Consider the following 23,295-nt stretch of genomic DNA (forward strand, 5'->3'; position numbering starts at 1 on the left):
CGCTGTCCGCGTTATCCGGCCTGATTCCGGTCCAGCCCGGCCACCGGGCCGAACACGATCACCGCGGGCGGCCGCACGCCCGCCGCCGCGGCGTCGTCGGCCACCGAGGCCAGCGTCGAGCGCAGCACCCGCTGGGTCCGCATCGTGCCGTCCTCGACGACCGCGACTGGCGTGTCTCCCGGGCGGCCGCCTTCCAGCAGCGCGGCGGCGAATTTCGGCAGCCGCTCGACGCCCATCATCAGCACGATCGTCCCGCGCATCCGGGCCAGCAGCGACCAGTCGACCAGCGACCGCTCGTCCCCCGGCGCGACGTGCCCGGACACGACGACCACCTCGTGCGCGACCCCGCGGTGCGTCACCGGCACGTCCGCCACCGCGGGCACCGCGAACGCCGAGGTGATGCCCGGGACCATGGTCACCGGCACGCCGGCCTCGGCGCAGGCCTGCACCTCTTCGAAACCGCGGCCGAACAGGTACGGGTCGCCGCCCTTGAGCCGGACCACGAACTTGCCCTCGCGGGCCTTCTCGATGAGCGTCCGGTTGATCACGTCCTGGCTGGCCGCGCGGCCGTACGGGATTTTCGCCGCGTCGATGACCTCGACCTCCGGCGCGAGTTCGTCCAGCAGGTCGCGCGGGCCGAGCCGGTCGACCACCACGACGTCGGCGCGCGAGAGCAGCCGGCGGGCGCGGACGGTGATCAGGTCCGGGTCGCCGGGGCCGCCGCCGACCAGCGCGACGCCGGGCAGGGTGCCCTCGGGGTGCGGCTGGCGGCCGTCCTCGATCGTGCCCGCGTGCAGGCCGTCGAGCATCGAGTCGCGGACCGCGGCGGACCGCAGCGGCTCGCCGCCGGACAGGACGCCGAACAGGAGGCCGCCGTGCCGTCCGGTCGCCGGGGTGACCGCGGAGCCGGACTCGCCCTCGTCGGCGCGGACGCAGAAGACGCGTTCCCGCTCCGCCTCGGCGCAGATCTCGGCGTTGGTCTCCGGACTGTTCGTGCAGGCCAGCGCGTACCAAGCGGCGCTCAGGTCACCCTCGGTGTAGCGGCGCTGATGCCAGACCAGCTCGCCCGCGTCCGCCATCCCCTGCACCGAAGGCGTCGTATGCGGCGACACCAGTTCGACGCGGGCGCCCGCGCTGATCAGCCGGGGTAGCCGGCGCTGGGCGACGGAACCGCCGCCGAACACCACGACGCGGCGGCCGGTCAGGTTGAGGCCGGAAAGGTAGTGCGGGTCGTCCATGCGCGGAAGCATATGGGCGGGCCGCCGTCTCGCACGCTGAGCGTGGGTCATGCCACGCCGTCGGGGGTGCTTACGCCGCCGGGGCTAACGCGACGGCAAAAGTGCGTCGGCTGTCCGCAGGCAAAACCGGCACCACGGGAGTAATTCCGCACGCCGCCCGTACCACTGTCCCTTCTGGAAACGACTGCAGGTCGCACACTGCCGCATCACTTGGGGAGTCATGATGACAAGGAACAGTGCGACCAGACGAAGACGCGCGTGCTCGGTCGTCGCAGCCGTGCTGGTGTTCGCGGGCGCGACGGCCGGGACCGCGCACGCCGACCCGCTCGCGCCGACGGATCTCGCTCCGCTGCCCGGCGACGACCAGAGCATGGCGCTGGCGGTCAACGAGGCGGGGACGGCGGTCGGCACGTCGTCGGTGGGCCGCGACCCGCGCCTGGACCACCCGGTCCGCTGGGACGCCGCCGGGCATCCGACCGCGCTGCCCACGCCGGGCGCCAGCCAGGGGCAGGCGCGCGCGATCAACAGCAGCGGGGTCGCCGCCGGGTACGTGCTGACCCCGACGATCGCCATCCCGGCGCGCTGGGACGCGGGCGGCCAGGCGACCTTGATGCCGCTGCCGCCCGGCTACCACAACGCGATGGGCGAGCACATCAGCGACACCGGCGTCGTCGTCGGGGAATGGGTGACACCTAGCGACCAGACGCATCCGTTCCGCTGGGACCCGGACGGCACCGTCACCGACCTCGGCACCCTGCCCGGCGACGTCTGGTGCATCGCCACCGGCATCTCCGCCGACGGCACGATCATCTCGGGCCTGGACACCAACCCGGTGAAAGCCCACTCCGTGCGGTGGGTGAACGGCGGGCCGATCACCGATCTGGCCCCGGCCGCCTGGGCCAGCGCGAACAACGTCATCAGCAAGACCGGGACAATCGCCGGGCACCTCACCGACGTCGAGCACGGCACCTCCGCGCCGGTGACCTGGGACCGCGACGGCACGCTCCAGCGCCTCGACTGGCCGAGCCCGCATCCGAGCTGGCTCAGCCAGATCAGCCCCACCGGCTACGTGGTCGGGACCGGCTATCCCTATCCCCCGGAGCGCGATTCGGTGCTGTGGGATCCGCAGGGGAACCTGTATCTCATCGACGGCAATGTCGCCGGGGTCGATTCCTTCGGCAACTCGGTGGGAGACGCGCAGAACCGCGCGACGCTGTGGTACGAGAACGGCGGCCGCACGCAATTCGGCATTCTTCCCGGCGGCACTTACAGCAAGGCGACCTGGATCACCGACAGCGGATACATCGTCGGCAATGCGGACGCACCTGGGTGGAAGATGCACGCGGTGTCTTGGAAGATCCAGTAAGACGGGTTCGGCCGTTCCCTTCGGGGAACGGCCGATACTCCTATTGCGAGCGCCGGACGGTGACCGTGTCGTCGTTGATCACGATCGCGTCCGCACGGCCGTCGCCGGTCACGTCGGCGAACAACGTGCCCCGCGAGCCGTAGTAAGGACCGCCGGTCCAGTCTTCGTTGGGGCTGAAGGATGATCCGGTCGAACGCCGAACGGTCACGGTGTCGAAGTTGACGACGATCGCGTCCGCGCGGCCGTCGCCCGTGACGTCGGCGAAGAACGTGCCGAGGGTGCCGTAATAGGGGCCGCCGGTCCAGTCCTCGTTCGGACCGAAGGAGGAGCCCGTCGAGCGCCGGACGGTGACCGTGTCGTCGTTCACCACGATCGCATCGGCCCGGCCGTCGCCGGTCACATCCGCGAAGAACGTGCCCCGTGAGCCGTAATAGGGACCGCCAGTCCAGTCTTCGTTGGGGCTGAACGACGATCCCGTCGAGCGCCGGACCGTGACCCGATCGAAGTTGACGACGATCGCGTCCGCTCGGCCGTCGCCGGTGACGTCGGCGAAGAACGTGCCTAGCGTGCCGTAATAGGGACCGCCGGTCCAGTCCTCGTTCGGGCCGAATAGCCCGAGCCTTCCCGGAGCTGCCTGCGCGGCAACGGCACCGGATATTCCGGCACCCGCCGCCAGCAACCCCGCCCCGCCCGCGAATCGCAGAAAACCGCGGCGGGACAACGCATTCCGCAAACGCATCTCTTGCCGGTCGAGTGGCATCTCCACTCCCTTGCCTCGGAAGCTCAATCCTCGACCCGCTGGCCGCTCGGCCGCAAGAAGCCACCTGACGCAGTTGCTTCAGCCGTTAGCGCGCTCGCGCTTACCGCAGAACGCGCGGCTGGGCGGGCCCCGCCGTCCGCCCAGCCGCGCCTGCGGCGTTCAGCTTCGCGCCGCCGTCGGGTACGGGAGCAGCGCCATCTCCCGAGCGTTCTTGATCGCGGTCGCCACCTGTTTCTGTTGCTGCGGCGTCAATCCGGTGACCCGGCGGGCACGGATCTTGCCCCGGTCGGAGATGAATTTCCGCAGCAGGTCGACGTCTTTCCAGTCCACGCTGGTGATTCCGGCCGCGTGGAAGGGATTCGCACGGCGGCGCGGGGTCCGGTCCGGTTTCGGCATGGCGCTCACCAGCTCGACTTCGACACGCCGGGCAGTTCCCCGTTGTGCGCCATCTGCCGCACGCGCACCCGGGACAGCCCGAACTTGCGCAGGTACCCGCGCGGACGGCCGTCGGCGGCGTCGCGGTTGCGGATGCGCGTGCGGCTGGCGTCGCGCGGCATCCGTTGCAGCGCAACGACCGCGTCGGCCTTCTCCTCCGAGGAAGCGGACGGCGACGCGATCACCGCCTTCAGCGCGCGCCGCCGTTCCACGTACCGCGCGGCGATCTCTTTGCGCTGCTCGTTCTTCGCGATTTTCGACTTTTTCGCCATCAGCGTTCTTCCTTGAATTCGACGTGCTTGCGCGCCACCGGATCGTATTTGCGCAGGACCATCCGGTCCGGATTGTTCCGGCGGTTCTTCTTGGTCACGTACGTGTAGCCGGTGCCCGCGGTCGACCGCAGTTTGATGATCGGCCGGATGTCGGTGCTCTTCGCCATTTAGAACTTCACTCCCTTCGCCGCGAGGTCGGCGACGACGGCTTCGATGCCGCGTTTGTCGATCGTCTTCATGCCCTTCGCCGACACCTTGAGCCGCACGGTGCGGCCGAGGCTCGGCACGTAGTAGCGGCGCGTCTGCAGGTTCGGCTCCCAGCGCCGCGACGTGCGGCGGTGCGAATGCGAGACCTGCTTGCCGTAGCCCGGCTTGCGGCCGGTGACCTGGCACACGGCTGACACGGACCCTCCCAAGTTGATAGTGACATTCATGTTCAACTACGCTCGTCACCGTACCCCGCCCCGTCGTCTGGAGATCCAGTGCCCCAACGTCCGCGTGTCCCGCTCGTGCTCTGCAGCGGGATCGCCCCGGCCCACAGCGACGCGCTCGCCGCGCTCCTGCTCCGCGCGAGCCCCGGCACCGCCGTCGTCCACCACGACCTGCGCGACATCGGCTCCGGCGTCGTCCGCCGCCGGGTCCTCCTGCGCGGCCGCGACGAGCTGACGCCGCTCGAACTCGCGCACGGCTGCGTGAACTGCACGCTGCGCGAGGACCTGCTGCCGCTGCTGCGCCGGCTGGCCCGGATGCCGCAGGTCGACCGCATCGTGGTGCGGCTGGACGAGGCGATGGAGCCGGAGCCGGTGAGCTGGGCGGTCCGCAACGTCCTGGTCGGCGACCGCCCGGTGAGCGACGACGTCGAACTCGAAGCCGTGTTCACCGTGCTCGACTGCGCGACCTGGCTCGCCGACGTCACCGGCGACGACCTGCTCGCCGAGCGCGGCCTGCAGGGCAGCCCCGAGGACGAGCGGACGGTCGCGCAGGTCGCGCTGTCCCAAGTGGAATCCGCGGACGTGCTGGTGCTTGCCGGAGCCGCGCCGGACGCGTGGTGCGCGGCCAAATCCTCGGCCGTGCTCGACCGGGTCGCGCCGTCCGTGCCCCGCGTCGAATTGGCGCGCACCGACGCCGCCGGACTGCTCGCCGCTGTCCCGGCCGATGCCCGGCGCGGCGAGGTGACGGACCTGCACGGCGCATTGCTGCGCGGGGCCCCGCCGCTGCACCCGGATTGCGGGATCGAGCTGCTGCAGTTCACCGCGCAGCGCCCGTTCCACCCGGAGCGGCTGCACGAGGCGATCGACCTGCTGCTCGACGGCGTGGTCCGCACCCGCGGCCGGGCCTGGGTGGCCAGCCAGCCGGACGTCGCGTTCTGGATCGAATCGGCGGGCGGCGGGCTCGGCATCGGGCACGCCGGGCCGTGGCTCGCCTCGCCGGACGGGCCGGACTGGGCCGACGTCTCCCCCGAACGCCGCACGCTCGCCTCGCTGCGCTGGGACCCGGTGCACGGAGACCGCGCGCAGGAGCTGGTGATCGTCACTGACCAGGCCACGCCAGCGGAGATCGAGAGCGCGCTGCAAGCGGCTCTGCTCACCGACGCGGAGCTGGCCGAGGGCGAGACGGCTTGGCGCGTCTACCCGGACCCGTTCGGGAACTGGCACGAGGACCCCTGCGAAGAAACCGAAGAACCCGACCGGCACGCGAACGCCGCCAACCAGAAGGACGAAACCCTGTGAAACCCGGCATCCACCCCGACTACCACCCGGTGGTCTTCAAGGACTCGTCGACCGGCGACGCGTTCCTGACCCGCTCCACCGCCACCTCCGACCGCACGATCGAATGGTCCGACGGGAACACCTACCCGCTCGTGGTGGTGGACATCAGCGCGTGGTCGCATCCGTTCTGGACCGGCACCCAGCGGATCCTCGACTCCGCGGGCCAGGTCGAGAAGTTCCACCGCCGCTACGGGCAGCGCCGGAGCGGGGTGCGCGCTGATGGCCGTGCCGAAGCGGAAAATGTCGCGCAGCAACACCCGTTCCCGGCGCTCGCAGTGGAAGGCGGCGGCCCCCGACCTGGTGCCGATCGTCGTGGACGGCGAGCGGAAACTGGTGCCGCGCAAGCTGATCAAGCACTTCCAGCGGCTCGAGCGGTGAGCGTTCCCGTCACTGTCCTTTCCGGATTCCTCGGCGCCGGGAAAACCACGCTCCTCAACCGGATCCTGGCCAACCGGGACGGCCTGCGCGTCGCGGTGATCGTGAACGACATGAGCGAGGTCAACATCGACGCCGCGCTCGTGCGGGACAGCGTGTCGCGGACCGAGGAGCGGCTGGTCGAGATGACCAACGGGTGCATTTGCTGCACCCTGCGCGAGGATCTGCTCGACGAGGTCGCGCGGCTGTGCGATGGCGGGCGGTTCGACCATCTGCTCATCGAGTCCAGCGGGATCTCCGAGCCGATGCCGGTGGCCGCGACCTTCTCGTTCACCGGCGACGACGGCGCGCCCGTGCTGTCGTCGGCACGGCTGGACACGATGGTCACCGTCGTGGACGCGGCCAACTTCGCCCGGGAACTGGCGCGCGGGGACAGCCTGGCGGAGCGGCGGCTGGACCAGTACGACGGCGACGAGCGGACGGTCAGCGACCTGCTGATGGACCAGGTCGAGTTCGCCGATGTGCTGCTGCTGAACAAAACCGACCTGGTCACGCCGTCCGAACGGGAGCAGTTGCTCGCCTCGCTGCGCCGGCTCAACCCGGCCGCCGACGTCGTCGCCGCCGAGTTCGGCCGGGTCCCGCTGGAGCGGGTCTTCGGCACCGGCCGGTACGACGCCGAGCGCGCGCAGGAGGCGCCGGGCTGGGTCGCGGAGCTGAACGGCGACCACGTTCCGGAGACCGAGGAGTACGGCATTTCCAGCGTCGTCTTCCGCTCCGGCCGCGCGTTCGACCCGGTGCGGCTGTGGGAGTTCGTGACCGAACGGCTCGACTCCGGCGAGTTCGGCACCGTGCTGCGGTCGAAGGGATTCTTCAGCCTCAGCACGCGTCCGGGCACGCTCGGGCTGTGGTCGCAGGCGGGCAGTGTCGCACGGTTCGAACCGCAGGGGGTGGTCGACGGGGCTCGGCAGGAACTGGTGTTCATCGGGGTCGGCCTGGAGCACGCGGCGTTGCTCGGCGCGCTCGAGGGGTGCCTGACTGACACTGCGGCGGCGGCCGACCCGTTTCCTGAGTGGGAGCCGGTGCACGTCCATTGAGGGGTCAGTCCATCGTGAGGACGATCTTGCCGTGGACGTTGCCCGCCTGATGGGTCCGCATCGCCTCGGCGGCCTCGGCGAGCGGGAACGCGGCCATGATGCGGTGGGTCAGCTCGCCTTTCGCGTAAAGACCGCCGAGCCGTCCGAGGCGGGCCGCGGAGCGGGCGTCCAGCGTGATCCGGATGCCCAGCTCGTCGGCGCGGTCGTGGTCGGCCAGGGTGAGGATCCGGGTGCGGTCCTCGATCAGCTCCAGGGTGTGCTCCAGCGCGGCGCCGCCGACCCCGTCCACGGCCGCGGTGACGCCGTGCGGAGCCACCCGTTCGACGAAATCGTCGCTGTAGGCAAAGGGAATCGCCCCCAGCTCCCGCACCTGCTCGTGCCACGCGGGGCGCGCGACGCCGAGCACCTTCGCGCCGCGCAGCCGGGCAAGCTGCACCGCCATCGCCCCGACCGAACCCGCCGCGCCGTGCACCAGCACGGTGTCCCCCGGTCCGACGCCGATCCGCTCCATCGCGATGTCCGCGGTCTGCGCGGCGGCGGTGAACGCTCCCGCGACCTCCCACGGCATCTCCGGCGGCTTCGGCACGATCTGGTCCGCACCGGCGACCAGCAGCTCCTGATACCCGCCCAGCCTGCCGAAGCCGAGCACCTCGTCCCCCGCCGCGAATCCTTCGACGCCCTCGCCGATCTCGTCGAGCACGCCGGCGAACTCGTTGCCCGGCACGGTGAACCCGCCCGGCTCCGGCGCCGGGATGATCCCCGCGACCACCGCGATGTCGAACGGCTGCACCCCCGCCGCCTTCACCCGGACCCGGACTTCCCCGGGACCGGCGTGCGGTTCCGGCACCTCCGCCAGCCGCAGCTGCTCCGGCCCGCCCGGCTCGCGGAACCCCATCGCCTTGCCCATCCCCGCCTCCAGTTCCCGGGTCGCTCACCGGAGTGTCCAACTTCGAGTCCGGTCGAGGTCAAGGCGCGGGATGGGATAGGTTGGACAGCGATGTCTACCGGGACGGCCTCGCGCCACACACGGATTGGCGACCCGGTGCTCTCCTGAGCGCCGCGCGGGCTCCGCCTCCTTCGTCGTGATTCCAGAAACCCCATCACGACAAGGAGACTTCATGCCCGACAAGACCCTGCGGATCCCCACCCCCGACGGCCTCGCCGACGCCTTCGCCACGTTCCCCGACGACGGTGCGCCCCACCGCGGGGTGCTGATGTACGCCGACGGCTTCGGCATCCGGCCCGTCCTTCGCGACCTGGCCCGGGAACTCGCCGCCCACGGTTACTACGTCCTCGTCCCCAACTTCTTCTACCGGCACGGCCCGGCTCCGGTGCTCGACCTTCCCGCGTTCATCGGAGAAGCCGAGCGTCCCAGCGTCTTCGCCCGCCTCATGCCGATGATCGAAGCGCACACTCCCGAACTGGTCCTGCGGGACGCCGGCGCCTACCTCGAATTCCTCGCCGCCCAGCCCGAAGTCAGCGCCGGACCGGTCGCGGTGACCGGTTACTGCATCGGCGGCCTCCTCGCCGCGCGCACCGCCGAGGCGCATCCCGGTCAGGTGGCCGCGGTCGCCGCATTCCACGCGCCGGTGGGCGCGGCGAGCCTCTCCCGGATCACCGCCGAGGCGCACTTCGGGCATGCCGAGTCCGATCTGACGCCGGAAGCCCTCGGCGAACTCAACCGGACCCTCGATGCCGCCGGGCTCAGCTACACGTCCGAGATCTACCCCGGCACCGTCCACGGGTTCACCATGGCCGACACCGACGCCTTCGACCCCGCTGGCCTGCAACGCCACTGGGAACGGTTGCTGCCGCTGCTCGACCGCATCGGCTGAGCCGGGCGGCTACTCGACCCACCACCAGCCGTCGCCCAGCTGGACCGCCGGCCGGACCACGCAGCTCGCGCCGTCGAGGGAGCCCATGCCGTTGAGGGAGCCCGGGGAACCGTCGAAGTGAGCGAAACCCTCAGCACAGCCGGGAATCCCCGACCACACCCGGACGAACCACGCCGACGCGCCCGAGTCGCTGTTCAGCCGTGAAATCCCCTCGGGCGGACCCTCGCCCTTCGGGAGGTGGTCGAGGTATCGCAGCGCCTCGGCGTAGTCCGGGCGGTGCATCGCGTACCAGGTGCTCGCGTAGAAGTGCACCCAGTTCACGCTCGCCATCAGCACCGCCGCCGCGGCGGTGAGCACCGCGAACCCGGCCAGTCCGGGCCAGCGCAGCCGTCGCCACACCAGCCACGCGCTGATCGCGGTGGCCACCGCCGCGGTCAGCCACGCCGCCGCGAGCAGCACGCCGACCGGCACCGGGATCACGAAGCTGACGAACAAGATGAAGTAGTTCACCGCGGCGGCCAGCAGCCAGCCGAACACGAACACGACCGCGGCCAGCACCAGGCCCAGTCTCCGATCGCCCGAAGCACTCCCCATGATCGGTAGACGGGCCACCGGACGATCGGTTGCGCTTACTCCCGGGACGGCGTGTACAGCGCGCCCAGGAATTCCACCAGCAGCCGTTCCCGCAACGGTTCCGGCGCGGCGGCCAGCAGTGCGTTGATCGGGGCCATCCGTTCCGGCAGCCCGTCGCCGCCGGTCAGGCCCGCTGCCGCGAGCAAGCCGCCGAACTGCTCGGAGGTCAGCGTCTCCGGGTCGAGCGCGGCCACGAAGGCGGCGACGTCCGGGTCGACCTGCACCGGGCCTTCCGCGCGCGCCGCTTCGACGGAGGCCGTCAGATCGGCAAGGAATTCCGGTTCGCTGCCGTGGTTGGCGGCGGTGACGGTGAGGTGCAGGTTCAGCGGAGACGTGCCGTGCGCGAACTGCGGCTGGACGTACCAGCCGCGCGCCTTCATCTCGTCGGCGACGGTGAACAGGTCGAAGCCGTCCGAGCCGGTGAAGGCGACCAGCGTCGACACCGGATCGCCCAGCACCCGCAGGCCCGGGATCGCTGCTACGCCAACGCGAATCCGCTCCACGGCTTCCCGCGCCCGCGAGGCCAGCTTCAGATAGCCGTCCTCGCCGAGGTGATGGACGACGGCCCACGCGGCGGCGAGCGGGCCGCCGGAACGAGTGCTCTGCAAGGTCGGGTTGAGCATTGTGTAGCCGGGCCAGGACGCGCTCGCGAAGAAGTGCGGCCGCCGGAGTTCCGCGGAAGCGTGCAGCAGCACCGAGACGCCCTTGGCGCAGTAGGCGTATTTGTGCAGGTCCACCGAAATGCTGGTGACGCCGGGAACGCGGAAGTCGAACGGCGGCAGGTCCGCGCCGAGCTTCGCGAAGTACGGCAGCACCCAGCCGCCGATGCACGCGTCGACATGCATCCGCACTCCGCGCGCCGAAGCCGCGGCGGCGATCTCCTCGATCGGGTCGACGACGCCGTGTGCGTACGAAGGCGCACTCGCTACGACGAGCACGGTGGAGTCGTCGATCGCCGCTGTCATCGCGGCCGGGTCCGCGCGGAAGGTCTCCGGATCGACCGGCACCACGACCTTCCGCACACCGAACAGGTGCGCGGCTTTGTGGAACGCGGCGTGCGCGGTTTCCGGCAGCACGATCGACGGCGACGCGATCTCCGGCCGCGAATCGCGCGCGGCGAGGACCGCCAGCAGGCACGATTCGGTGCCGCCGGAGGTCACCGTGCCGACCGTGTCCGGCGTGCCGCCGAGCAGCGCGGCCGCGCGGGCGACCAGGTCGTTTTCCATGCGCAGCAGGCTGGGGAACGCGGTCGGGTCGAGTCCGTTCGCCGAACTCGCCAGCGCGTGCGCGGCGGCGGCGATCTCGTCCACTTCGGACAGTCCGCTGTCGTACACGTAGGCCAGCGTCCGCCCGCCGTGCGTCGGCAGGTCGCCGGAACGGAGTTCGCGCAGTCGCGCCAGTACGTCGGTCACGGCTGCTTCTCCAGGACCGAGCGGCGCAGCAGCGGGATGCCGAGCGCGATCAGCACCGCAGGCAGCACCGACGCGCCGATCACGATCGCGGTGATCGCCGAAGGCGGCTGGGGCACCGCGTTGGCACCGGTGCTCGACACGTAGCTCCCGCCCTGCAGCACCAGCCCGAACAGGCCCGGCCCGAGCGCGAGCCCGAGCGTCTCGGACGCGGTCCAGACCCCGGCGGTGATGCCCGCCCTGGTCTCGCCGGTCCGTTCCTCCTCGGCGCTGATCAGGTCCGGCAGGATCGCCAGCGGGAACACCGAAATCCCCGCGTAGCCGACGCCGGCCAGCGCGACGAACACCAGGGTCGCGGCGAACGGCAGCCGGTCGGCGAAGTACATCGCGACCAGTCCGACGACGAACGACGTGGTGGCGACCCGGAATCCGGCGAGCTTGCCCCAGCGCGCGCCCAGCCGCGGCCAGACCGGCATGGTGACCAGCGCCGGTCCGACGAACCCGACGAACAGGTAGGTGCGGTAGCTCGGGTCGCCCAGCACGTGCTGCGCGAAGTACGGGATCGCGGCCAGCACGGTGCCGATGCCGAGCGCCTGGATGAAGTAGACGCCCAGCAGCCACCGGAACGAACGCCACCGCGCGATGGTGCGCGCCAATTCCTTGAGCCGCACCGTGTTCGGCCGCAGCGAGCCGACCGGCGCGCCCTTCAGGCCGAAGTAGACGCCGAGTGTGGCGGCCAGGATGATCACCGCCATCACCAGGCCCATCACCCGGTAGCCAGCCACGCCGGGCAGCAGGTCGGTGATCGCCGGGGCGCCGCCGCCGGACACCAGCACCGCCACCGCGAGCACGCCGATCCGGACGCTGGTGAGCCTCGTACGTTCCTCCGCGGAATCGGTCAGCTCGGCCGGAAGCGCGTTGAACGGCACCTGGAAGAACGCGTACGCGGTGGCGCACAGGAAGAACATCACCACGACGTACGTCGCGTCCCAGAACGGCGTGCCGAAGCCGGGATGCGCGAACAGCGCGAAGAACAGGACCGCGACGCCGATCCCGCCGCGCAGCAGGAACCGCCGCCTGCTGCCGGTGCGTGCGAGGTCGGCGTCCGACAGCCGGCCGGCGACCGGGTTGAAGAGCACGTCCCACGCCTTGGGCACGAACACGATGATCCCGGCCGCCGCGGCGGGCACGGCCATCGTGTCGGTGAGGTACGGGAGCAGGAGCAGCCCCGGCACGGTGCCGAACCCGCCGGTGACGAAGGAGCCGAGCGAGTAGCGGAAGCTCGTGCGGCGGGACAGCGGCGCCAAAGGTCCTCCTCGAAGGCGGAACGACGAACGCATGCCTAGTGGATCTTCGCCGGTTCCCGGTAGTGGTCGGGAGGAATCGTGCCACCGTCGTGATGCACCGGCCGTACCGGGCCGACTACGCACTCGTGAGTGGCAATCCCGGTTCTAACCGGGATTGCCACTCACGACTCCACCTCAGGACAGTGCCTTCGCCGCCCTCGCCAGCGACCCCGCGTCGCCGCGCAGCAGCAGCGTCGTCACCACCGTCGCTTCCCACGCCTCCAGCTCTTCCCGGATCTTCTCCGCCGGGCCGATCAGCGAAGTGTCCTCGACCAGTGACGTCGGGATCGCCTTGACCGCTTCTTCCTTGCGTCCGGCCAGGTAAAGCTCCTGCACCTTGTCCGCGACATCCGCGTAGCCGAGCCGGGCGAAGACGTCGTGGTGGAAGTTCACGCTCTTCGCGCCCATGCCGCCGATGTACAACGCCAGCGCCGGCTTGATGAAGCCCGCCGCCTCCTCGACGTCGTCGTGCACGATCACCGGCACCGAAGCGGCGACCTCGAACCCGTCCAGGCCGCTCCGCCGCGCGCCCGGGCGGGCGAAACCCTCCTCCAGGGCGGCCCGGTAGAAAGCGTCGGACTTGGGCGAGAAGAACAGCGGCAGCCAGCCGTCGCAGATCTCCGCGGCCAGCGAGACGTTCTTCGGACCCTCGGCGGCGAGGTAGATCGGCAGGTCGGTGCGCAGCGGGTGGACGGTCGGCTTGAGCGGTTTGCCCAGCCCGGTCCCGCCCTGCAGCGGCAGCTGGAAGAACTGCCCGTCGATGGTCACCGGTTCCTCGCGGGCCAGCACCTTCCGCACGATCTCGACGTACTCGCGGGTGCGCGCCAGCGGCTTCGGATACGGCTGGCCGTACCAGCCCTCCACCACCTGCGGGCCGGACGCGCCGAGCCCGAGCACGAACCGGCCGCCGGACAGATGGTCCATGGTCAGCGCGCTCATCGCGGTCGCGGTCGGGGTGCGCGCGGACATCTGCACGATGTTGGTGCCGAGCTTGATCCGGCTGGTCGCCGCGCCGACCCAGGCCAGCGGCGTGAACGCGTCCGACCCGTACGCCTCGGCCGACCACACCGAGTCGAACCCGAGCCGTTCGGCTTCCAGCACGCTTTCCTGCGCGCCAGGGATCGGCCCGCTCCCCCAGTACCCGAGGTGAAAGCCCAGCTTCATCCAGCCCTCCTGATCTCGAAGCCCGTGCACGCCGCGGCGCTCACGGCACGTCCGGCGAGTAGTGCTCCGGTTTCCCGCGCTCGGCGAGCGGGGAAGATTGCGGCGCGGGGTTTCGACCGGCGGCGTCCCCGGCGCGAGTTCGCCGCGGGCGCGCCGCCAGCCCGCCCGTGCCCGCGGATGGTAGCGGCGATCGTGCGGAACCAGCGTGAACGCCGCGTTGATCAGCTTGCCGACCCGCCGGTGCCGCCGGGCGTCCCGCGCGGTCCAGCGGTAGCCGAGCAGATCGCGCACCTCCTGGTCGTACATGCCGACTGTCAGCCACACGAACTGTTTGGCGATGATCTTGGAGACCGGCGTCCACAGTGGATCCGGCAGCCACGGCAGGAACGGCGGTTTCGCGATGCCGCGGAGGTCGAGCACGTCGCGGGTGGCCTTGTTGTCCTCCAGCACTTCCGCGCACATGTGCTTCCAGTACCGCTGGAAGTCCTCCCACGAGTCCGGCACCGGCCGCATCGTCATGTCGTACATCCGCCACCAGCGCACGTGCTCGTCGAACAGCGTGCGCTTTTCCTCTTCGCCGATGCCGCCCATGAAATTGTCGGCGATCAGGATGGTGCTGACGAAGAACGTGGAATGCGCCCAGTAGTACGTGTCCGGGTCGAGCGCGTGATAGCGGCGGCCTTTCGCGTCCACGCCCTTGATGCGGTCGTGGTAGCCGCGCACCTCCAGCGCCGTGCGGTGCGCGCGCGGGCCGTCGTAGACCACGCCGCCGATCGGGTACAGCGAACGGAACAGCCGCTGCCAGCGTTCCTCGAAGAACCGGGAATGCTCCTCGACGCCCGCGCCGAGGCCGGGGTGCATGTTCTGCATCGACCCGGCCCACAGCGCGATCAGCAGACCGCGCCAGTCGCCGAAGTACTTCCAGGTCAGCGAGTCCGGTCCCAGTGGCTCCGGCGTGTCCCTCATCGCGGCTCCTCGGCGGGTCGGCGAAGTGACTACAGCTGTTGTCAGGTTAGGATGTGACAACATCTGTGGTCAACTCGGGACGGGAGCGGGTATGCCGGGCCGCACGTGGGCGGGCACGACGCTGGACGACCGCAAGGCCCAGCGCCGCGCGCAGCTGCTGGCCGCCGGGCTCGACCTGCTCGGCGCGCAGGGCAGCGCCGCTGTCAGCGTCCGCGCCGTGTGCCGCTCGGCGAAACTGACCGAGCGGTACTTCTACGAAAGCTTCGCCGACCGGGAAAGCCTGGTCGCCGCGGTCTACGAGGACGTCGGGGACCAGGCGAAGCGGGCGCTGGCCGAAGCGGTTTCCGAGGAGGCCGATCCGCGCCGCCGCGCCGAACGCGCCGTCACCGCGTTCGTGGAGCTGATGCTGGACGACCCCCGCAAGGGCCGGGTGCTGCTGCTCGCCCCGCTCACCGATCCGGCGCTGACCAGCCGCGGCCTGCACCTCCTCCCGGCGTTCACCGGCCTCGTCGGGGAACAGCTGTCGCGCGGCGACGAAACCGGCCGCCAGCTCGTGGCGATCGGTCTCGTCGGCGCGCTCAGCAACGTGTTCATCGCATACCTCGACGGCACGCTGAAGGTGAGCCGCGAGCGTCTCGTCGAGCACTGCGTGAAGCTCGTGCTCGGCGCGGACGCTTTCGACCCCGGGGCTCACTGAGCGGCTGCCCGCTCGTCGCGCAGCCGCAGCGCGATGTCGATGATCATGTCCTCCTGGCCGCCGACGTAGCGTTCTTCGCCGACCTTGTACAGGATTTCGTGCGCCGGGACGCCGTAGCGCTCGGCGGCGCGTTCGGCGTGCAGCAGGAAGCTGGAGTACACGCCGGCGTAGCCCTGGATGATCGACGACCGGTCCATCACCGGCAGCCGGGTCAGGTACTTCTTGACCACGTTCTCCGCGGCTTCCATCAGAACGTCTTTGTCCACCCCGGTTTTGATGCCGAGCCGTTCGAAGGTGGCCGCCAGGACCTCGGTCGGCGAGTTGCCCGCGCCGGCGCCGAGCGCGGCGAGCGAACCGTCGATCTGCCGGGCCCCCGCGCGGTAGGCGAGCACCGAGTTGGCGACGCCGAAGCTCAGGTTCTGGTGCCCGTGGTAGCCGACCTGGGCGTCGTCGCCGAGTTCCGCGACGAGCGCGGCGACCCGTTCGGTCGCGTCGTCCAGGATCAGCGCACCCGCGGAGTCCACGACATACACGCACTGACAGCCCGCGTCGACCATGATCCGGGCCTGTTTCGCCAGGTCTTCCGGCGACGACATGTGCGCCAGCATCAGGAATCCGACGGTTTCGAGGCCGAGGTCGCGGGCCGCGCCGAAGTGCTGGATGGACACGTCGGCCTCGGTGCAGTGCGTCGCGATGCGCACCGCGCCCGCGCCGAGGTCGGCCGCCGCGCGCAGGTCGGTGACCGTGCCGAGGCCGGGCAGCAGGAGCACGGCGATCTTCGCCTGCTTCGCCTCGTCGACCGCGGCGGCGATGAGCTTTCGCTCGTCCACCAAGGAAAAACCGTAGTTGAAGGTGGAGCCGCCGAGGCCGTCGCCGTGGGTCACCTCGATCAGCGAGATGCCCGCGTCGTCGAGCGCGCGGACGGTGTCGCGCACCTGTTTCTCGGTGAACTGGTGCGCCATGGCGTGGCTGCCGTCGCGCAGAGTGGTGTCGACCAGCCGGACGTCGGTGTTGTTCACGCGGCCACCTCCTGAGCGGCGAAGAGATCGCCGACGCGCGCGGCGGCGGCGGTCATGATGTCGAGGTTGCCCGCGTACTTGGGCAGGTAGTCGCCGTTGCCCGCGACTTCCAGGAACACGCCGACGCGGGCCTTGCCGCTCCAGTCCGGGCGCGGCGGGTCGAACTGCGGATCGGCCTTGAGGGTGTAGCCGGGGACGTACTGCTGGACGTCTTTCACCATGCGGTGCACGGATTCGCTGATCGCGTCGAAGTCGGCGTCCGGGTCGACCGCGCAGAACACTGTGTCGCGCATGATCATCGGCGGGTCCATCGGGTTGATGATGATGATCGCGCGGCCCTTGTCCGCGCCGCCGACCTTTTCGATCGCGTGCGCGGTCGTCTCGGTGAACTCGTCGATGTTCGCGCGGGTGCCGGGACCGGCCGAGCGCGACGACACGGACGCGACGATCTCCGCGTACGACACCGGCGTCACCCGCGAAACCGCGTGCACGATCGGGATGGTCGCCTGTCCGCCGCAGGTGATCATGTTGACGTTGCGGTCGGTCAGCTGGTCGGGCGGATTCACCGCCGGACAGGTCAGCGGGCCCACCGCGGCGGGCGTCAGGTCGATCGCGCGGATGCCCGCTTCGGCGTACCGCGGCGCGTTGGCTTTGTGCGCCTTCGCCGAGGTCGACTCGAACACCAACTGCGGCAGTTCCGCGCGCGACAGCAGCCAGTCCACGCCCTCGGCGGACGTCTCGAGCCCGAGCTTCGCGGCGCGGGCGAGCCCGTCCGAGGCTGGGTCGACGCCCACCATGTAGCGCACTTCCACGTGCTCGCTGCGCTGGAGTTTTGCCAGCAAGTCCGTACCGATGTTGCCCGGGCCGACGATCGCGGCCGTCACCTTGCGTTCCGCCATGCCTGCACGGTGCTCGCCGGGATGGGGCACACTCAACCCATGCGTACCACTGGACGGAACGGCGACGGCCTCGTGACGGCGCGCGTCGCCGCCGTGCTGGAAGCCTTCCGCCCCGGCGACGACGCGCTGGGCGTCTCCGAGCTGGCCCGGCGGACCGGCCTGGCGAAGACGACCGTGCACCGGCTGGCCGGGCACCTGGCCGAAACCGGCCTGCTGGAACGCGACGGCACCTCGGTCCGGCTCGGGCTGCGGCTGTTCGAGATCGGCCAGCTGGCGGTGCGCCGCCGCGGCCTGGTGGAAGCCGCGCGGCCGTACCTGGCGGATCTGCGGGAGGCCACGCGGAACACGGTGCACCTCGCGGTGCTGGAGAGCACCGAGGTGGTGTACCTGGACGTGCTGCGCGGGCCGGACGCGCCAGATCTGCCTTCGCGCACCGGCGGCCGGTTCCCCGCGCACGCGACCGGCGTCGGGAAGGCGATCCTGTCCCGCTCCCCCGACGACGTGGTGACGCGGGTGATCGACGCCGGACTGCCCCGGGTCAGCCCGCGGACGATCACCGCGCCCGGGCTGCTGCGCCGCCAGCTGGCGCGGATCCGCGAGGACGGGATCGCGTTCGAGCGCGAGGAATCCGGGGTCGGCGTGGTGTGCGCGGCGAGCCCGCTCGTCGATGCGAACGGGCTCGCGGTGGCGGCGGTGTCGATCTCCGGCTGGGCGACCCGGATGCGGACCGAACGGGTCGCGCCCGCGGTGCGGACGGTGGCGTTGGCGTTGTCCCGCACGGTTTCCGAGACCTGATCAAGACCCCTTGCTCATCCGCAGGATCAAGGCGACCGCGTCCTCCGACGGGACCGTTTGAGTCAGCACCTCCTGCAGCAGCAGACCGCGAATCGCCGCGACGGCGACGGTCGCCATCGTCAGCGCTTCCTTGGCGTCGCGGCCTTCGCGTTCCGCGAGCGAGGCCAGCTTCTCGGTCAGGTCGTCCAGCGAGTCGACCAGCTCGCCGAAGTCCTCCGGCCGGTACGCGGCCAGTCCCGCGACGTGGAAGAAGCCGCGGACCCGCGACAGCTGGCCCGGGTCGGTGTAGGTCCGCCAGATCGCCACCACGAACTCGGCGAAGGTGCTGTGGCGGGCGGTCTCGAAAAGCGCCTCGTTGTCCCGGGCCCGCTGAACCTTGAGCATCGCCGCCAGCACCCCGGGCAGCGAACCGAAGTGGTAGCGCAGCAGGGCATGGCTGGTTTCGGCCCGGGCGGCGATCTCGCGCAGCGACACCTCCGGCGCGGGAAGGTCCCCGTCGAAGGCGTCGACGAGCCGGGCCAGGAGGCGTTCGCGGGCGTCCGTGCTTGACAAGCTCACCCCCGCAGTTTATCCATTGGAAAAGAACGCGGCAACGGCGGAGGGACGGCTCGTGGGATGTCTTGAGGTAGTCGGCGCGACCGTTATCGACGGGTCGGGACGCGATCCCGCCGAGGGCACGGTCACCGTCCAGGACGGGCTGATCACCGAGGTCAGCGCGTCCGGCGAGCGTCTCGACGCGGACGGGCTGACCATGACGCCCGGCCTGATCGACGCGCACGTCCACCTCGGCTTGTCGAGCCCGATCCAGCCGCAGTTTTCGTTTCAGCTCAGTGCCGCCGAGATCGCGGCGGACATCTTCGCCACCGCCAGCGCGACCCTCGACGCCGGCTTCACGACTGTCCGGGACACCGGCGGGATCGACGGCGGAGTCGTCACCGCGATCGAGAAGGGCAAGGTCCGGGGTCCGCGCGTCCTGTCGTGCGGGCCGGTGCAGTGCCAGACCGGCGGGCACGGCTACTACGGGGCCGAGTGGGAGCCCACCGAGTTGTGGACCAGCCACCACATTCCGGGGCTGTGTGCGCTGTCGATGATGTCCGGCAACGCGACCGAGCTGCGCAGCAACGTGCGCGAGGCCTTCCGTCGCGGTGCCTCCTTCCTGAAGCTTTGCGTGACCGGCGGAGTGGTCGGCGCGCACGACCAGCTCTCCGACACGCAGTTCACCGTCGAAGAAATCGCCGTCGCGGTGCAAGAAGCCGCTGCACGCGGCACGTACGTGACGGTGCACGCGCACAACAGCGAAGGCATCCGCAACGCGATCGAGGCCGGGGTGCGCTGCGTCGAACACGGCACCGACCTCGACGAGCCGACGGCCGCGCTGATGGCCGCTCGCGGGGTCGCCATGGTGCCGACGTTCGCGGTCGTCGAGCAGCTGCTGCACAACACCGCCGGAGCGGGCCTCGGCGAGTCGACCCGCGAGCGGGTGCTGGGCGTTCGCGAGCGGATGGCCGAGGCGCTCGCGGTCGCCGAGGAGGCCGGAGTGCGGATCGGGCTGGGTTCTGATCTCATTGGTCCGGCCCAAGACCGCCGAGGCGAGGAACTCTCGTTGCGCGCCGCGCTCCAGACCCCGATGGAAGCCCTCGTGGCGGCCACGAAAACCAACGCCGAGATCCTCGGCCTGTCCGGCCGGGCGGGTGTGCTCGCCCCCGGGATGCAGGCGGATTTCGTGCTGTGGAACGGAAATCCGCTCGAAAACCCGAAGCTGTTCTCCGACCCGGCCAACGCGATCGTCGTCGTCAAGGCCGGCCGAATCGCGAAGGACCTCCGATGAGCACCATGTGGCAAGGCTGCCTGGCCGACACCGACTATTTCGAAATGCTTTCCCGCGGCGGGAACGACTACGGCATCTGGGTCACCACGCCGCCGGGTTACGACACCGCGACGACGAAAGCCCCGGTCGTGTATGTGCTCGACGGCAACTGGGCCGTGGGCCAGACCGCTCCGCTCATCGTCACCCAGGCGGACCCGATGCAGCCGATCCAGCCCTATGTCCAGGTCAGCGTCGGCTACGCGGGCGAGGAAGCCGAGCACTGGTCCCGGCTGCGCAACCGGGACCTCGTACCGCCCGGCGAGCCGATCGCCCAGGAGTTCGTCGACGCGGTGGAGATGGGCGTCGAAACGGGAAGGATGACCCGCGAGCAGGCCGACGCCTACCTCGCCGAATTGCGCGACACCCGCGCCGATGCGTTCTTGAGCTTCCTCACCGCGGAATTGCACCCGCGGATCCAACGCGCCTACGGCACCGCGACGAGCGGCCACGGCCTTTTCGGCTACTCCTACGGCGGGCTTTTCAGCCTCTACGCCTGGCTCAACGGCGGCACGCTGTTCGAGAGCATCGGAGCGGGCAGCCCCGGCGTCATCGGTGAAGAGAGCCAGATTTTCGCTCAGCTCCGGGAGCTTGGCGACAGCCTGCCTGCCGCCAAGCTTCACGTGACCGTCAACGAACAAGAGCTTCTCGGAGAGCTGCCCGTCTACCAAAGCCTCGCGCAGAACACAGCTACTCTCCTGCACCGCCTCTCTGCCCGCGACGGAGCCGTCACCAGCGCCGTCCTGCGCGAGACGCACGTGACCGGCCTGCAGGCCTCGTTCCTCAGCTACCTCCGGACCTGCCGCGCCTCGGAGACGTGAACGCCGGGCCGCCGGGCCGCCCACGGCATCGCCTCCTCCAGGTAGGCCGCAACGCGCAGCAGCAGCGACTCCGAACAGGCCGGACCGCCCAGCTGGACGCCGATCGGCAAGCCCTGCGAGGACTGGCCGAGCGGAAGGCTGATCGCGGGCGCGCCGGTCTGGTTGAACAGCGGCGTGAACGAGCAGGCGTCGAAAAGCTGCCTCGTCCAGTCCGCCGCGGCGAGGTCCGCGTTCGCGTCGAGGCGGCCCAGCGGCAGCGCCGGGGTGTTCATCGTCGGGGTCAGCAGCAGGTCGTATCCGGTGAAGAAGCGGCCCGCCTCGCGGGAGACGACGTTGACCGCGCTCAGGGCCGCGGTCAGTTCCATCGCACTGATCGAGCGGCCGTACTCGACGCACGCCCACGAGGTGCGTTCGAGGTTCTCCGGGCTCGCGGTCACGCCGGTCATCTCCTCGATGCCAGCGACCGCACCGGCCAGAAACCCGGACCACAGCACGTGATTCGCGTGCAGGAACGACTCCCACTCGAAGACCGGCGTCGCGCGTTCGACGTGGTGGCCCGCCGCTTCGAGCACCTCGGCGGCGGCTTCGACTGCGCGTGCCACCTCCGGGTCGACGTAGCTGCCTGACCAGGATTCGGTGTGCACGGCGATCCGCAACCGGCCCGGGTCGGCGCCGACTTCGTCCAGCCACGGACGCGCGGGCGGCGCGAGGACGTACGGGTCACCGGGGTAGCTCACCGCGACCTCGTCCAGCAACGCGGCGGTGTCCCGGACCGTCCGCGACACGGCGAGTTCGACGCCCATTCCGTACAGCGGGTCGGCGAAGTCGGGGCCGGCGGGCACCCGGCCGCGGGTCGGTTTCAGCCCGACCAGGCCGGTGCAGGCGGCGGGCACGCGGATCGACCCGCCGCCGTCGTTGGCGTGTGCGATCGGGAGCGCCCCAGCGGCGACGAGGGCCGCCGAACCGCCGCTGGACCCGCCGGCGCTGTGCGCGGTGTTCCACGGGTTGCGGGTCGAGCCGTAGGCCAGCGCTTCGGAGTTGCCGTTGAACCCCAGCTCCGGCGTGGTCGTCACGGCCAGGGTCGCCAGACCCGCCGCGCGGAACCGCTCCATCAGGTGGGTGTCCTCCGGCGGCACGACGCCCTTGCCGAGCAGCCGCGTGCCCATCCGGGTCGGCACCCCGGCGGCGTGCAGGACGAGGTCCTTGATCGCGAACGGAACCCCGGCGAACCGGCCGTCACGCGAGTAGTCGAGCGGGCGCTCGAACGGGCCGTCCGCGACCGCGTTCAGCTCCTGGTTCACCTTGCCGATGGCCTCGATCGCCACCGCGGCCACCTCGTCGGCGGTGACCTCGCCGGAGGCGATGACCGCGGCGAGCGCGGTCGCGTCGAGGGCGGCGTATTCGTCGATGTTCATCGAGATCTCCTTCAGCCGGGGACCGGAACGCTACGAACGGGCGCGCACGGGCGCATCGGCCGAAAAGCCGTTCCGCGGCCGGCTCGGACGTGCGTCCCCGTTGACATTCCGGACAGCGGGCATTCATGCTCCGTTCGGCAGCGGAGGTTCGAAGATGACCGCGGATGTGCAGTGGTGGGCCCGGCTCGCCCAAGAGGTGCGCGCGGCCGGCCGCGGCGAGCTGCCCGTCGAGGCTCCGCTCCGCGCGGTACGGGACAAGCTCGGTTTCGATTGCGCCGCGCTGGTGAGCGGCGGCAAACAACGCACGGCGACCGTCAACCTCGGCTACCCGGCGGACGCGCTCGGCTACATCACGACGACCTACCGCTGGAAATGCCCGATCCACCAGCGCGCGATCCGGCTGGGGCTGCCGCTGCGCTTCGTCGACGTGCCGGAGGTCCACGAGACCCGGACGTACCGGGAAGTCATCCGGCCGCACGGTTTCCGCGAAGGGATGACGCTGCCGCTCGCGCCCGGCGCCAGTCCGCCTTTCGTGGCACTGAGTTCGACGCACGGACGGCCGCTGGACGACGAATCCCGCCTCGCGCTCACGATGCTGTCGCACGATCTCGCCGCGTTGACCGACCCTGGCGCTGAACCGGGCGATACCGCCGCAGACGTCGTGCTGTTCGTTTCGCGGACGCGGATCGACGTGCGCTCCGCCGCGACGCGGATTCCGCTGACCGAACGGGAAATCCGGCTCGCCGCGGCCTGCGGCGCGGTCCGGTTCCGGCACCGGGACGCGGACGGCGGGTGGTGGCGGGTCCAGGCCCGGGTGCGCCGTCCGGACGGGGTGCTGCTGCGGCTCTCCCGCGTCCCCGAACTGCTGACCGGACGCGAGCTGGACGTGGTCGGGCTGGTGGCGCGCGGGTGGCCGAACGAGCGGATCTCGGCGGCGCTGGGGATCGCGGTCCGGACAGTGCGCAGCCACGTCGAGTCGGCGCTGGCGAAGCTCGGCTGCCCGAACCGGACCGCGCTGGCCCGGCACGCGCTCGAGCACGACCTCGACACCCTCGACGCGCTGCTGGCGGCCCGCCGCTGACCAGATTGTGTCACAATCCTTGCGATCATGGCGTCACCATGC

At 70.7% G+C, this 23,295-nt stretch carries 25 protein-coding genes and 2 pseudogenes; 11 read left to right on the top strand and 16 right to left on the bottom strand.

What is annotated here, in order from left to right; translation table 11 throughout:
- Positions 1-11 precede the first annotated feature (11 nt).
- Positions 12-1,238: a uroporphyrinogen-III C-methyltransferase gene (cobA, locus tag RPX00_RS39035; protein ID WP_406633106.1), complete on the bottom strand. Its 1,227-nt coding sequence runs from the start codon at positions 1,236-1,238 to the stop codon at positions 12-14.
- Between the two features lie 223 nt (positions 1,239-1,461).
- Here cobA and RPX00_RS39040 point away from each other — a divergent pair, with 223 nt between their 5' ends.
- Positions 1,462-2,604, top strand: a complete 1,143-nt coding sequence (locus tag RPX00_RS39040) for an HAF repeat-containing protein (protein ID WP_406633108.1) — start codon at positions 1,462-1,464, stop codon at positions 2,602-2,604.
- Positions 2,605-2,644: 40 nt separating this feature from the next.
- On the opposite strand, the gene RPX00_RS39045 is transcribed toward RPX00_RS39040, so the two are convergent.
- The 5 genes from RPX00_RS39045 to rpmB form a co-directional block, all read right to left on the bottom strand.
- Positions 2,645-3,364 (bottom strand): FG-GAP repeat domain-containing protein, encoded by a 720-nt coding sequence (locus tag RPX00_RS39045; RefSeq protein WP_406633110.1) that lies wholly within the window; start codon positions 3,362-3,364, stop codon positions 2,645-2,647.
- Positions 3,365-3,523: 159 nt separating this feature from the next.
- Positions 3,524-3,769: a 30S ribosomal protein S18 gene (gene rpsR / locus RPX00_RS39050; RefSeq protein ID WP_406633112.1), complete on the bottom strand. Its 246-nt coding sequence runs from the start codon at positions 3,767-3,769 to the stop codon at positions 3,524-3,526.
- On the bottom strand, positions 3,766-4,071 hold the full coding sequence (gene rpsN, locus RPX00_RS39055) for a 30S ribosomal protein S14 (protein WP_406633114.1): 306 nt from the start codon (positions 4,069-4,071) through the stop codon (positions 3,766-3,768). The genes rpsR and rpsN overlap by 4 nt, the downstream gene beginning before the upstream one ends.
- Positions 4,071-4,238 (bottom strand): 50S ribosomal protein L33, encoded by a 168-nt coding sequence (gene rpmG, locus RPX00_RS39060; RefSeq protein WP_116205050.1) that lies wholly within the window; start codon positions 4,236-4,238, stop codon positions 4,071-4,073. The genes rpsN and rpmG overlap by 1 nt, the downstream gene beginning before the upstream one ends.
- Entirely contained in the window at positions 4,239-4,475 is a 237-nt protein-coding gene (gene rpmB, locus RPX00_RS39065; RefSeq protein ID WP_406633116.1) for a 50S ribosomal protein L28, read from the bottom strand.
- 78 nt (positions 4,476-4,553) lie between these two features.
- Between rpmB and mrf the strand changes: the two genes are divergently transcribed.
- From mrf to RPX00_RS39085, 4 genes and pseudogenes are all read left to right on the top strand, one after another.
- Positions 4,554-5,801, top strand: coding sequence for a ribosome hibernation factor-recruiting GTPase MRF (gene mrf, locus RPX00_RS39070; RefSeq protein WP_406633118.1), 1,248 nt, complete (start codon positions 4,554-4,556; stop codon positions 5,799-5,801).
- Positions 5,798-6,040: pseudogene (locus RPX00_RS39075) on the top strand (type B 50S ribosomal protein L31); the annotation flags it as partial. The gene mrf and the pseudogene RPX00_RS39075, both read left to right, overlap by 4 nt.
- A gap of 19 nt (positions 6,041-6,059) precedes the next feature.
- Complete coding sequence (gene rpmF / locus RPX00_RS39080) at positions 6,060-6,218, top strand: 50S ribosomal protein L32 (protein ID WP_037805693.1); 159 nt, start codon at positions 6,060-6,062, stop codon at positions 6,216-6,218.
- Complete coding sequence (locus tag RPX00_RS39085; protein ID WP_406643237.1) at positions 6,215-7,309, top strand: GTP-binding protein; 1,095 nt, start codon at positions 6,215-6,217, stop codon at positions 7,307-7,309. Before rpmF ends, RPX00_RS39085 begins: the two co-directional genes overlap by 4 nt.
- Before the next feature lie 4 nt (positions 7,310-7,313).
- Here RPX00_RS39085 and RPX00_RS39090 read toward each other — a convergent pair whose 3' ends face one another.
- Positions 7,314-8,216, bottom strand: a complete 903-nt coding sequence (locus tag RPX00_RS39090) for an NADP-dependent oxidoreductase (protein ID WP_406633120.1) — start codon at positions 8,214-8,216, stop codon at positions 7,314-7,316.
- A gap of 211 nt (positions 8,217-8,427) precedes the next feature.
- Here RPX00_RS39090 and RPX00_RS39095 point away from each other — a divergent pair, with 211 nt between their 5' ends.
- Positions 8,428-9,144: a dienelactone hydrolase family protein gene (locus RPX00_RS39095; protein ID WP_406633122.1), complete on the top strand. Its 717-nt coding sequence runs from the start codon at positions 8,428-8,430 to the stop codon at positions 9,142-9,144.
- Between the two features lie 9 nt (positions 9,145-9,153).
- Here the strand turns inward: RPX00_RS39095 and RPX00_RS39100 are convergent, their stop codons facing one another.
- The 5 genes and pseudogenes from RPX00_RS39100 to RPX00_RS39120 all read right to left on the bottom strand — a co-directional run bounded on the left by RPX00_RS39100 (position 9,154) and on the right by RPX00_RS39120 (position 14,662).
- Positions 9,154-9,738 carry a hypothetical protein gene (locus tag RPX00_RS39100; RefSeq protein ID WP_406633124.1) on the bottom strand — a complete coding sequence of 195 codons (585 nt, stop codon included), beginning with the start codon at positions 9,736-9,738 and terminating at the stop codon, positions 9,154-9,156.
- Between the two features lie 35 nt (positions 9,739-9,773).
- Positions 9,774-11,189 (bottom strand): pyridoxal phosphate-dependent decarboxylase family protein, encoded by a 1,416-nt coding sequence (locus RPX00_RS39105; RefSeq protein WP_406633126.1) that lies wholly within the window; start codon positions 11,187-11,189, stop codon positions 9,774-9,776.
- Positions 11,186-12,493, bottom strand: coding sequence for an MFS transporter (locus RPX00_RS39110; RefSeq protein WP_406633128.1), 1,308 nt, complete (start codon positions 12,491-12,493; stop codon positions 11,186-11,188). Before RPX00_RS39110 ends, RPX00_RS39105 begins: the two co-directional genes overlap by 4 nt.
- 174 nt (positions 12,494-12,667) lie before the next feature.
- The gene (locus tag RPX00_RS39115; protein WP_406633130.1) at positions 12,668-13,696 is read right to left on the bottom strand and encodes an LLM class F420-dependent oxidoreductase; all 1,029 of its coding nucleotides are present in this window, start codon (positions 13,694-13,696) and stop codon (positions 12,668-12,670) included.
- Positions 13,697-13,736: 40 nt separating this feature from the next.
- Positions 13,737-14,662 (bottom strand): annotated as a pseudogene (locus RPX00_RS39120) (oxygenase MpaB family protein).
- Between the two features lie 91 nt (positions 14,663-14,753).
- Between RPX00_RS39120 and RPX00_RS39125 the strand changes: the two are divergent.
- Positions 14,754-15,359: a TetR/AcrR family transcriptional regulator gene (locus tag RPX00_RS39125; RefSeq protein ID WP_406633132.1), complete on the top strand. Its 606-nt coding sequence runs from the start codon at positions 14,754-14,756 to the stop codon at positions 15,357-15,359.
- Here the strand turns inward: RPX00_RS39125 and dmpG are convergent.
- On the bottom strand, positions 15,353-16,378 hold the full coding sequence (gene dmpG, locus RPX00_RS39130; protein WP_378307994.1) for a 4-hydroxy-2-oxovalerate aldolase: 1,026 nt from the start codon (positions 16,376-16,378) through the stop codon (positions 15,353-15,355). The two genes, RPX00_RS39125 and dmpG, sit on opposite strands and share 7 nt — an antisense overlap.
- Positions 16,375-17,277 (bottom strand): acetaldehyde dehydrogenase (acetylating), encoded by a 903-nt coding sequence (locus RPX00_RS39135; protein WP_009078908.1) that lies wholly within the window; start codon positions 17,275-17,277, stop codon positions 16,375-16,377. The genes dmpG and RPX00_RS39135 overlap by 4 nt, the downstream gene beginning before the upstream one ends.
- A 39-nt stretch (positions 17,278-17,316) precedes the next feature.
- Here RPX00_RS39135 and RPX00_RS39140 point away from each other — a divergent pair, with 39 nt between their 5' ends.
- On the top strand, positions 17,317-18,072 hold the full coding sequence (locus tag RPX00_RS39140) for an IclR family transcriptional regulator (RefSeq protein ID WP_406633135.1): 756 nt from the start codon (positions 17,317-17,319) through the stop codon (positions 18,070-18,072).
- Here the strand turns inward: RPX00_RS39140 and RPX00_RS39145 are convergent, their stop codons facing one another.
- On the bottom strand, positions 18,073-18,630 hold the full coding sequence (locus tag RPX00_RS39145; protein WP_406633137.1) for a TetR/AcrR family transcriptional regulator: 558 nt from the start codon (positions 18,628-18,630) through the stop codon (positions 18,073-18,075).
- A gap of 52 nt (positions 18,631-18,682) precedes the next feature.
- On the opposite strand from RPX00_RS39145, the gene RPX00_RS39150 reads away from it, so the two are divergent.
- Entirely contained in the window at positions 18,683-19,900 is a 1,218-nt protein-coding gene (locus tag RPX00_RS39150) for an amidohydrolase family protein (protein WP_406633139.1), read from the top strand.
- A complete protein-coding gene (locus tag RPX00_RS39155) occupies positions 19,897-20,757 on the top strand; it encodes an alpha/beta hydrolase (protein ID WP_406633141.1) in 861 nt (286 codons plus the stop codon). The genes RPX00_RS39150 and RPX00_RS39155 overlap by 4 nt, the downstream gene beginning before the upstream one ends.
- Here RPX00_RS39155 and RPX00_RS39160 read toward each other — a convergent pair.
- Positions 20,724-22,172, bottom strand: coding sequence for an amidase (locus RPX00_RS39160; RefSeq protein ID WP_406633143.1), 1,449 nt, complete (start codon positions 22,170-22,172; stop codon positions 20,724-20,726). The genes RPX00_RS39155 and RPX00_RS39160 overlap by 34 nt on opposite strands.
- Positions 22,173-22,326: 154 nt before the next feature.
- Here RPX00_RS39160 and RPX00_RS39165 point away from each other — a divergent pair, with 154 nt between their 5' ends.
- Positions 22,327-23,253 (top strand): response regulator transcription factor, encoded by a 927-nt coding sequence (locus tag RPX00_RS39165; RefSeq protein ID WP_406633144.1) that lies wholly within the window; start codon positions 22,327-22,329, stop codon positions 23,251-23,253.
- Positions 23,254-23,295: the final 42 nt, after the last annotated feature.

It is taken from the genome of Amycolatopsis sp. WGS_07, from assembly GCF_045278895.1.
Lineage (GTDB): Bacteria > Actinomycetota > Actinomycetes > Mycobacteriales > Pseudonocardiaceae > Amycolatopsis.

What these genes read in the sequence shown, in the direction of transcription:
- cobA (WP_406633106.1), bottom strand. Translation starts at nt 1,238, where the DNA reads ATGGACGACCCGCACTACCTTTCCGGCCTCAACCTGACCGGCCGCCGC.
- RPX00_RS39040 (WP_406633108.1), top strand. Translation starts at nt 1,462, where the DNA reads ATGACAAGGAACAGTGCGACCAGACGAAGACGCGCGTGCTCGGTCGTC.
- RPX00_RS39045 (WP_406633110.1), bottom strand. Translation starts at nt 3,364, where the DNA reads ATGCCACTCGACCGGCAAGAGATGCGTTTGCGGAATGCGTTGTCCCGC.
- rpsN (WP_406633114.1), bottom strand. Translation starts at nt 4,071, where the DNA reads ATGGCGAAAAAGTCGAAAATCGCGAAGAACGAGCAGCGCAAAGAGATC.
- rpmG (WP_116205050.1), bottom strand. Translation starts at nt 4,238, where the DNA reads ATGGCGAAGAGCACCGACATCCGGCCGATCATCAAACTGCGGTCGACC.
- rpmF (WP_037805693.1), top strand. Translation starts at nt 6,060, where the DNA reads ATGGCCGTGCCGAAGCGGAAAATGTCGCGCAGCAACACCCGTTCCCGG.
- RPX00_RS39090 (WP_406633120.1), bottom strand. Translation starts at nt 8,216, where the DNA reads ATGGGCAAGGCGATGGGGTTCCGCGAGCCGGGCGGGCCGGAGCAGCTG.
- RPX00_RS39095 (WP_406633122.1), top strand. Translation starts at nt 8,428, where the DNA reads ATGCCCGACAAGACCCTGCGGATCCCCACCCCCGACGGCCTCGCCGAC.
- RPX00_RS39100 (WP_406633124.1), bottom strand. Translation starts at nt 9,738, where the DNA reads ATGGGGAGTGCTTCGGGCGATCGGAGACTGGGCCTGGTGCTGGCCGCG.
- RPX00_RS39115 (WP_406633130.1), bottom strand. Translation starts at nt 13,696, where the DNA reads ATGAAGCTGGGCTTTCACCTCGGGTACTGGGGGAGCGGGCCGATCCCT.
- RPX00_RS39125 (WP_406633132.1), top strand. Translation starts at nt 14,754, where the DNA reads ATGCCGGGCCGCACGTGGGCGGGCACGACGCTGGACGACCGCAAGGCC.
- RPX00_RS39135 (WP_009078908.1), bottom strand. Translation starts at nt 17,277, where the DNA reads ATGGCGGAACGCAAGGTGACGGCCGCGATCGTCGGCCCGGGCAACATC.
- RPX00_RS39140 (WP_406633135.1), top strand. Translation starts at nt 17,317, where the DNA reads ATGCGTACCACTGGACGGAACGGCGACGGCCTCGTGACGGCGCGCGTC.
- RPX00_RS39155 (WP_406633141.1), top strand. Translation starts at nt 19,897, where the DNA reads ATGAGCACCATGTGGCAAGGCTGCCTGGCCGACACCGACTATTTCGAA.
- RPX00_RS39160 (WP_406633143.1), bottom strand. Translation starts at nt 22,172, where the DNA reads ATGAACATCGACGAATACGCCGCCCTCGACGCGACCGCGCTCGCCGCG.
- RPX00_RS39165 (WP_406633144.1), top strand. Translation starts at nt 22,327, where the DNA reads ATGACCGCGGATGTGCAGTGGTGGGCCCGGCTCGCCCAAGAGGTGCGC.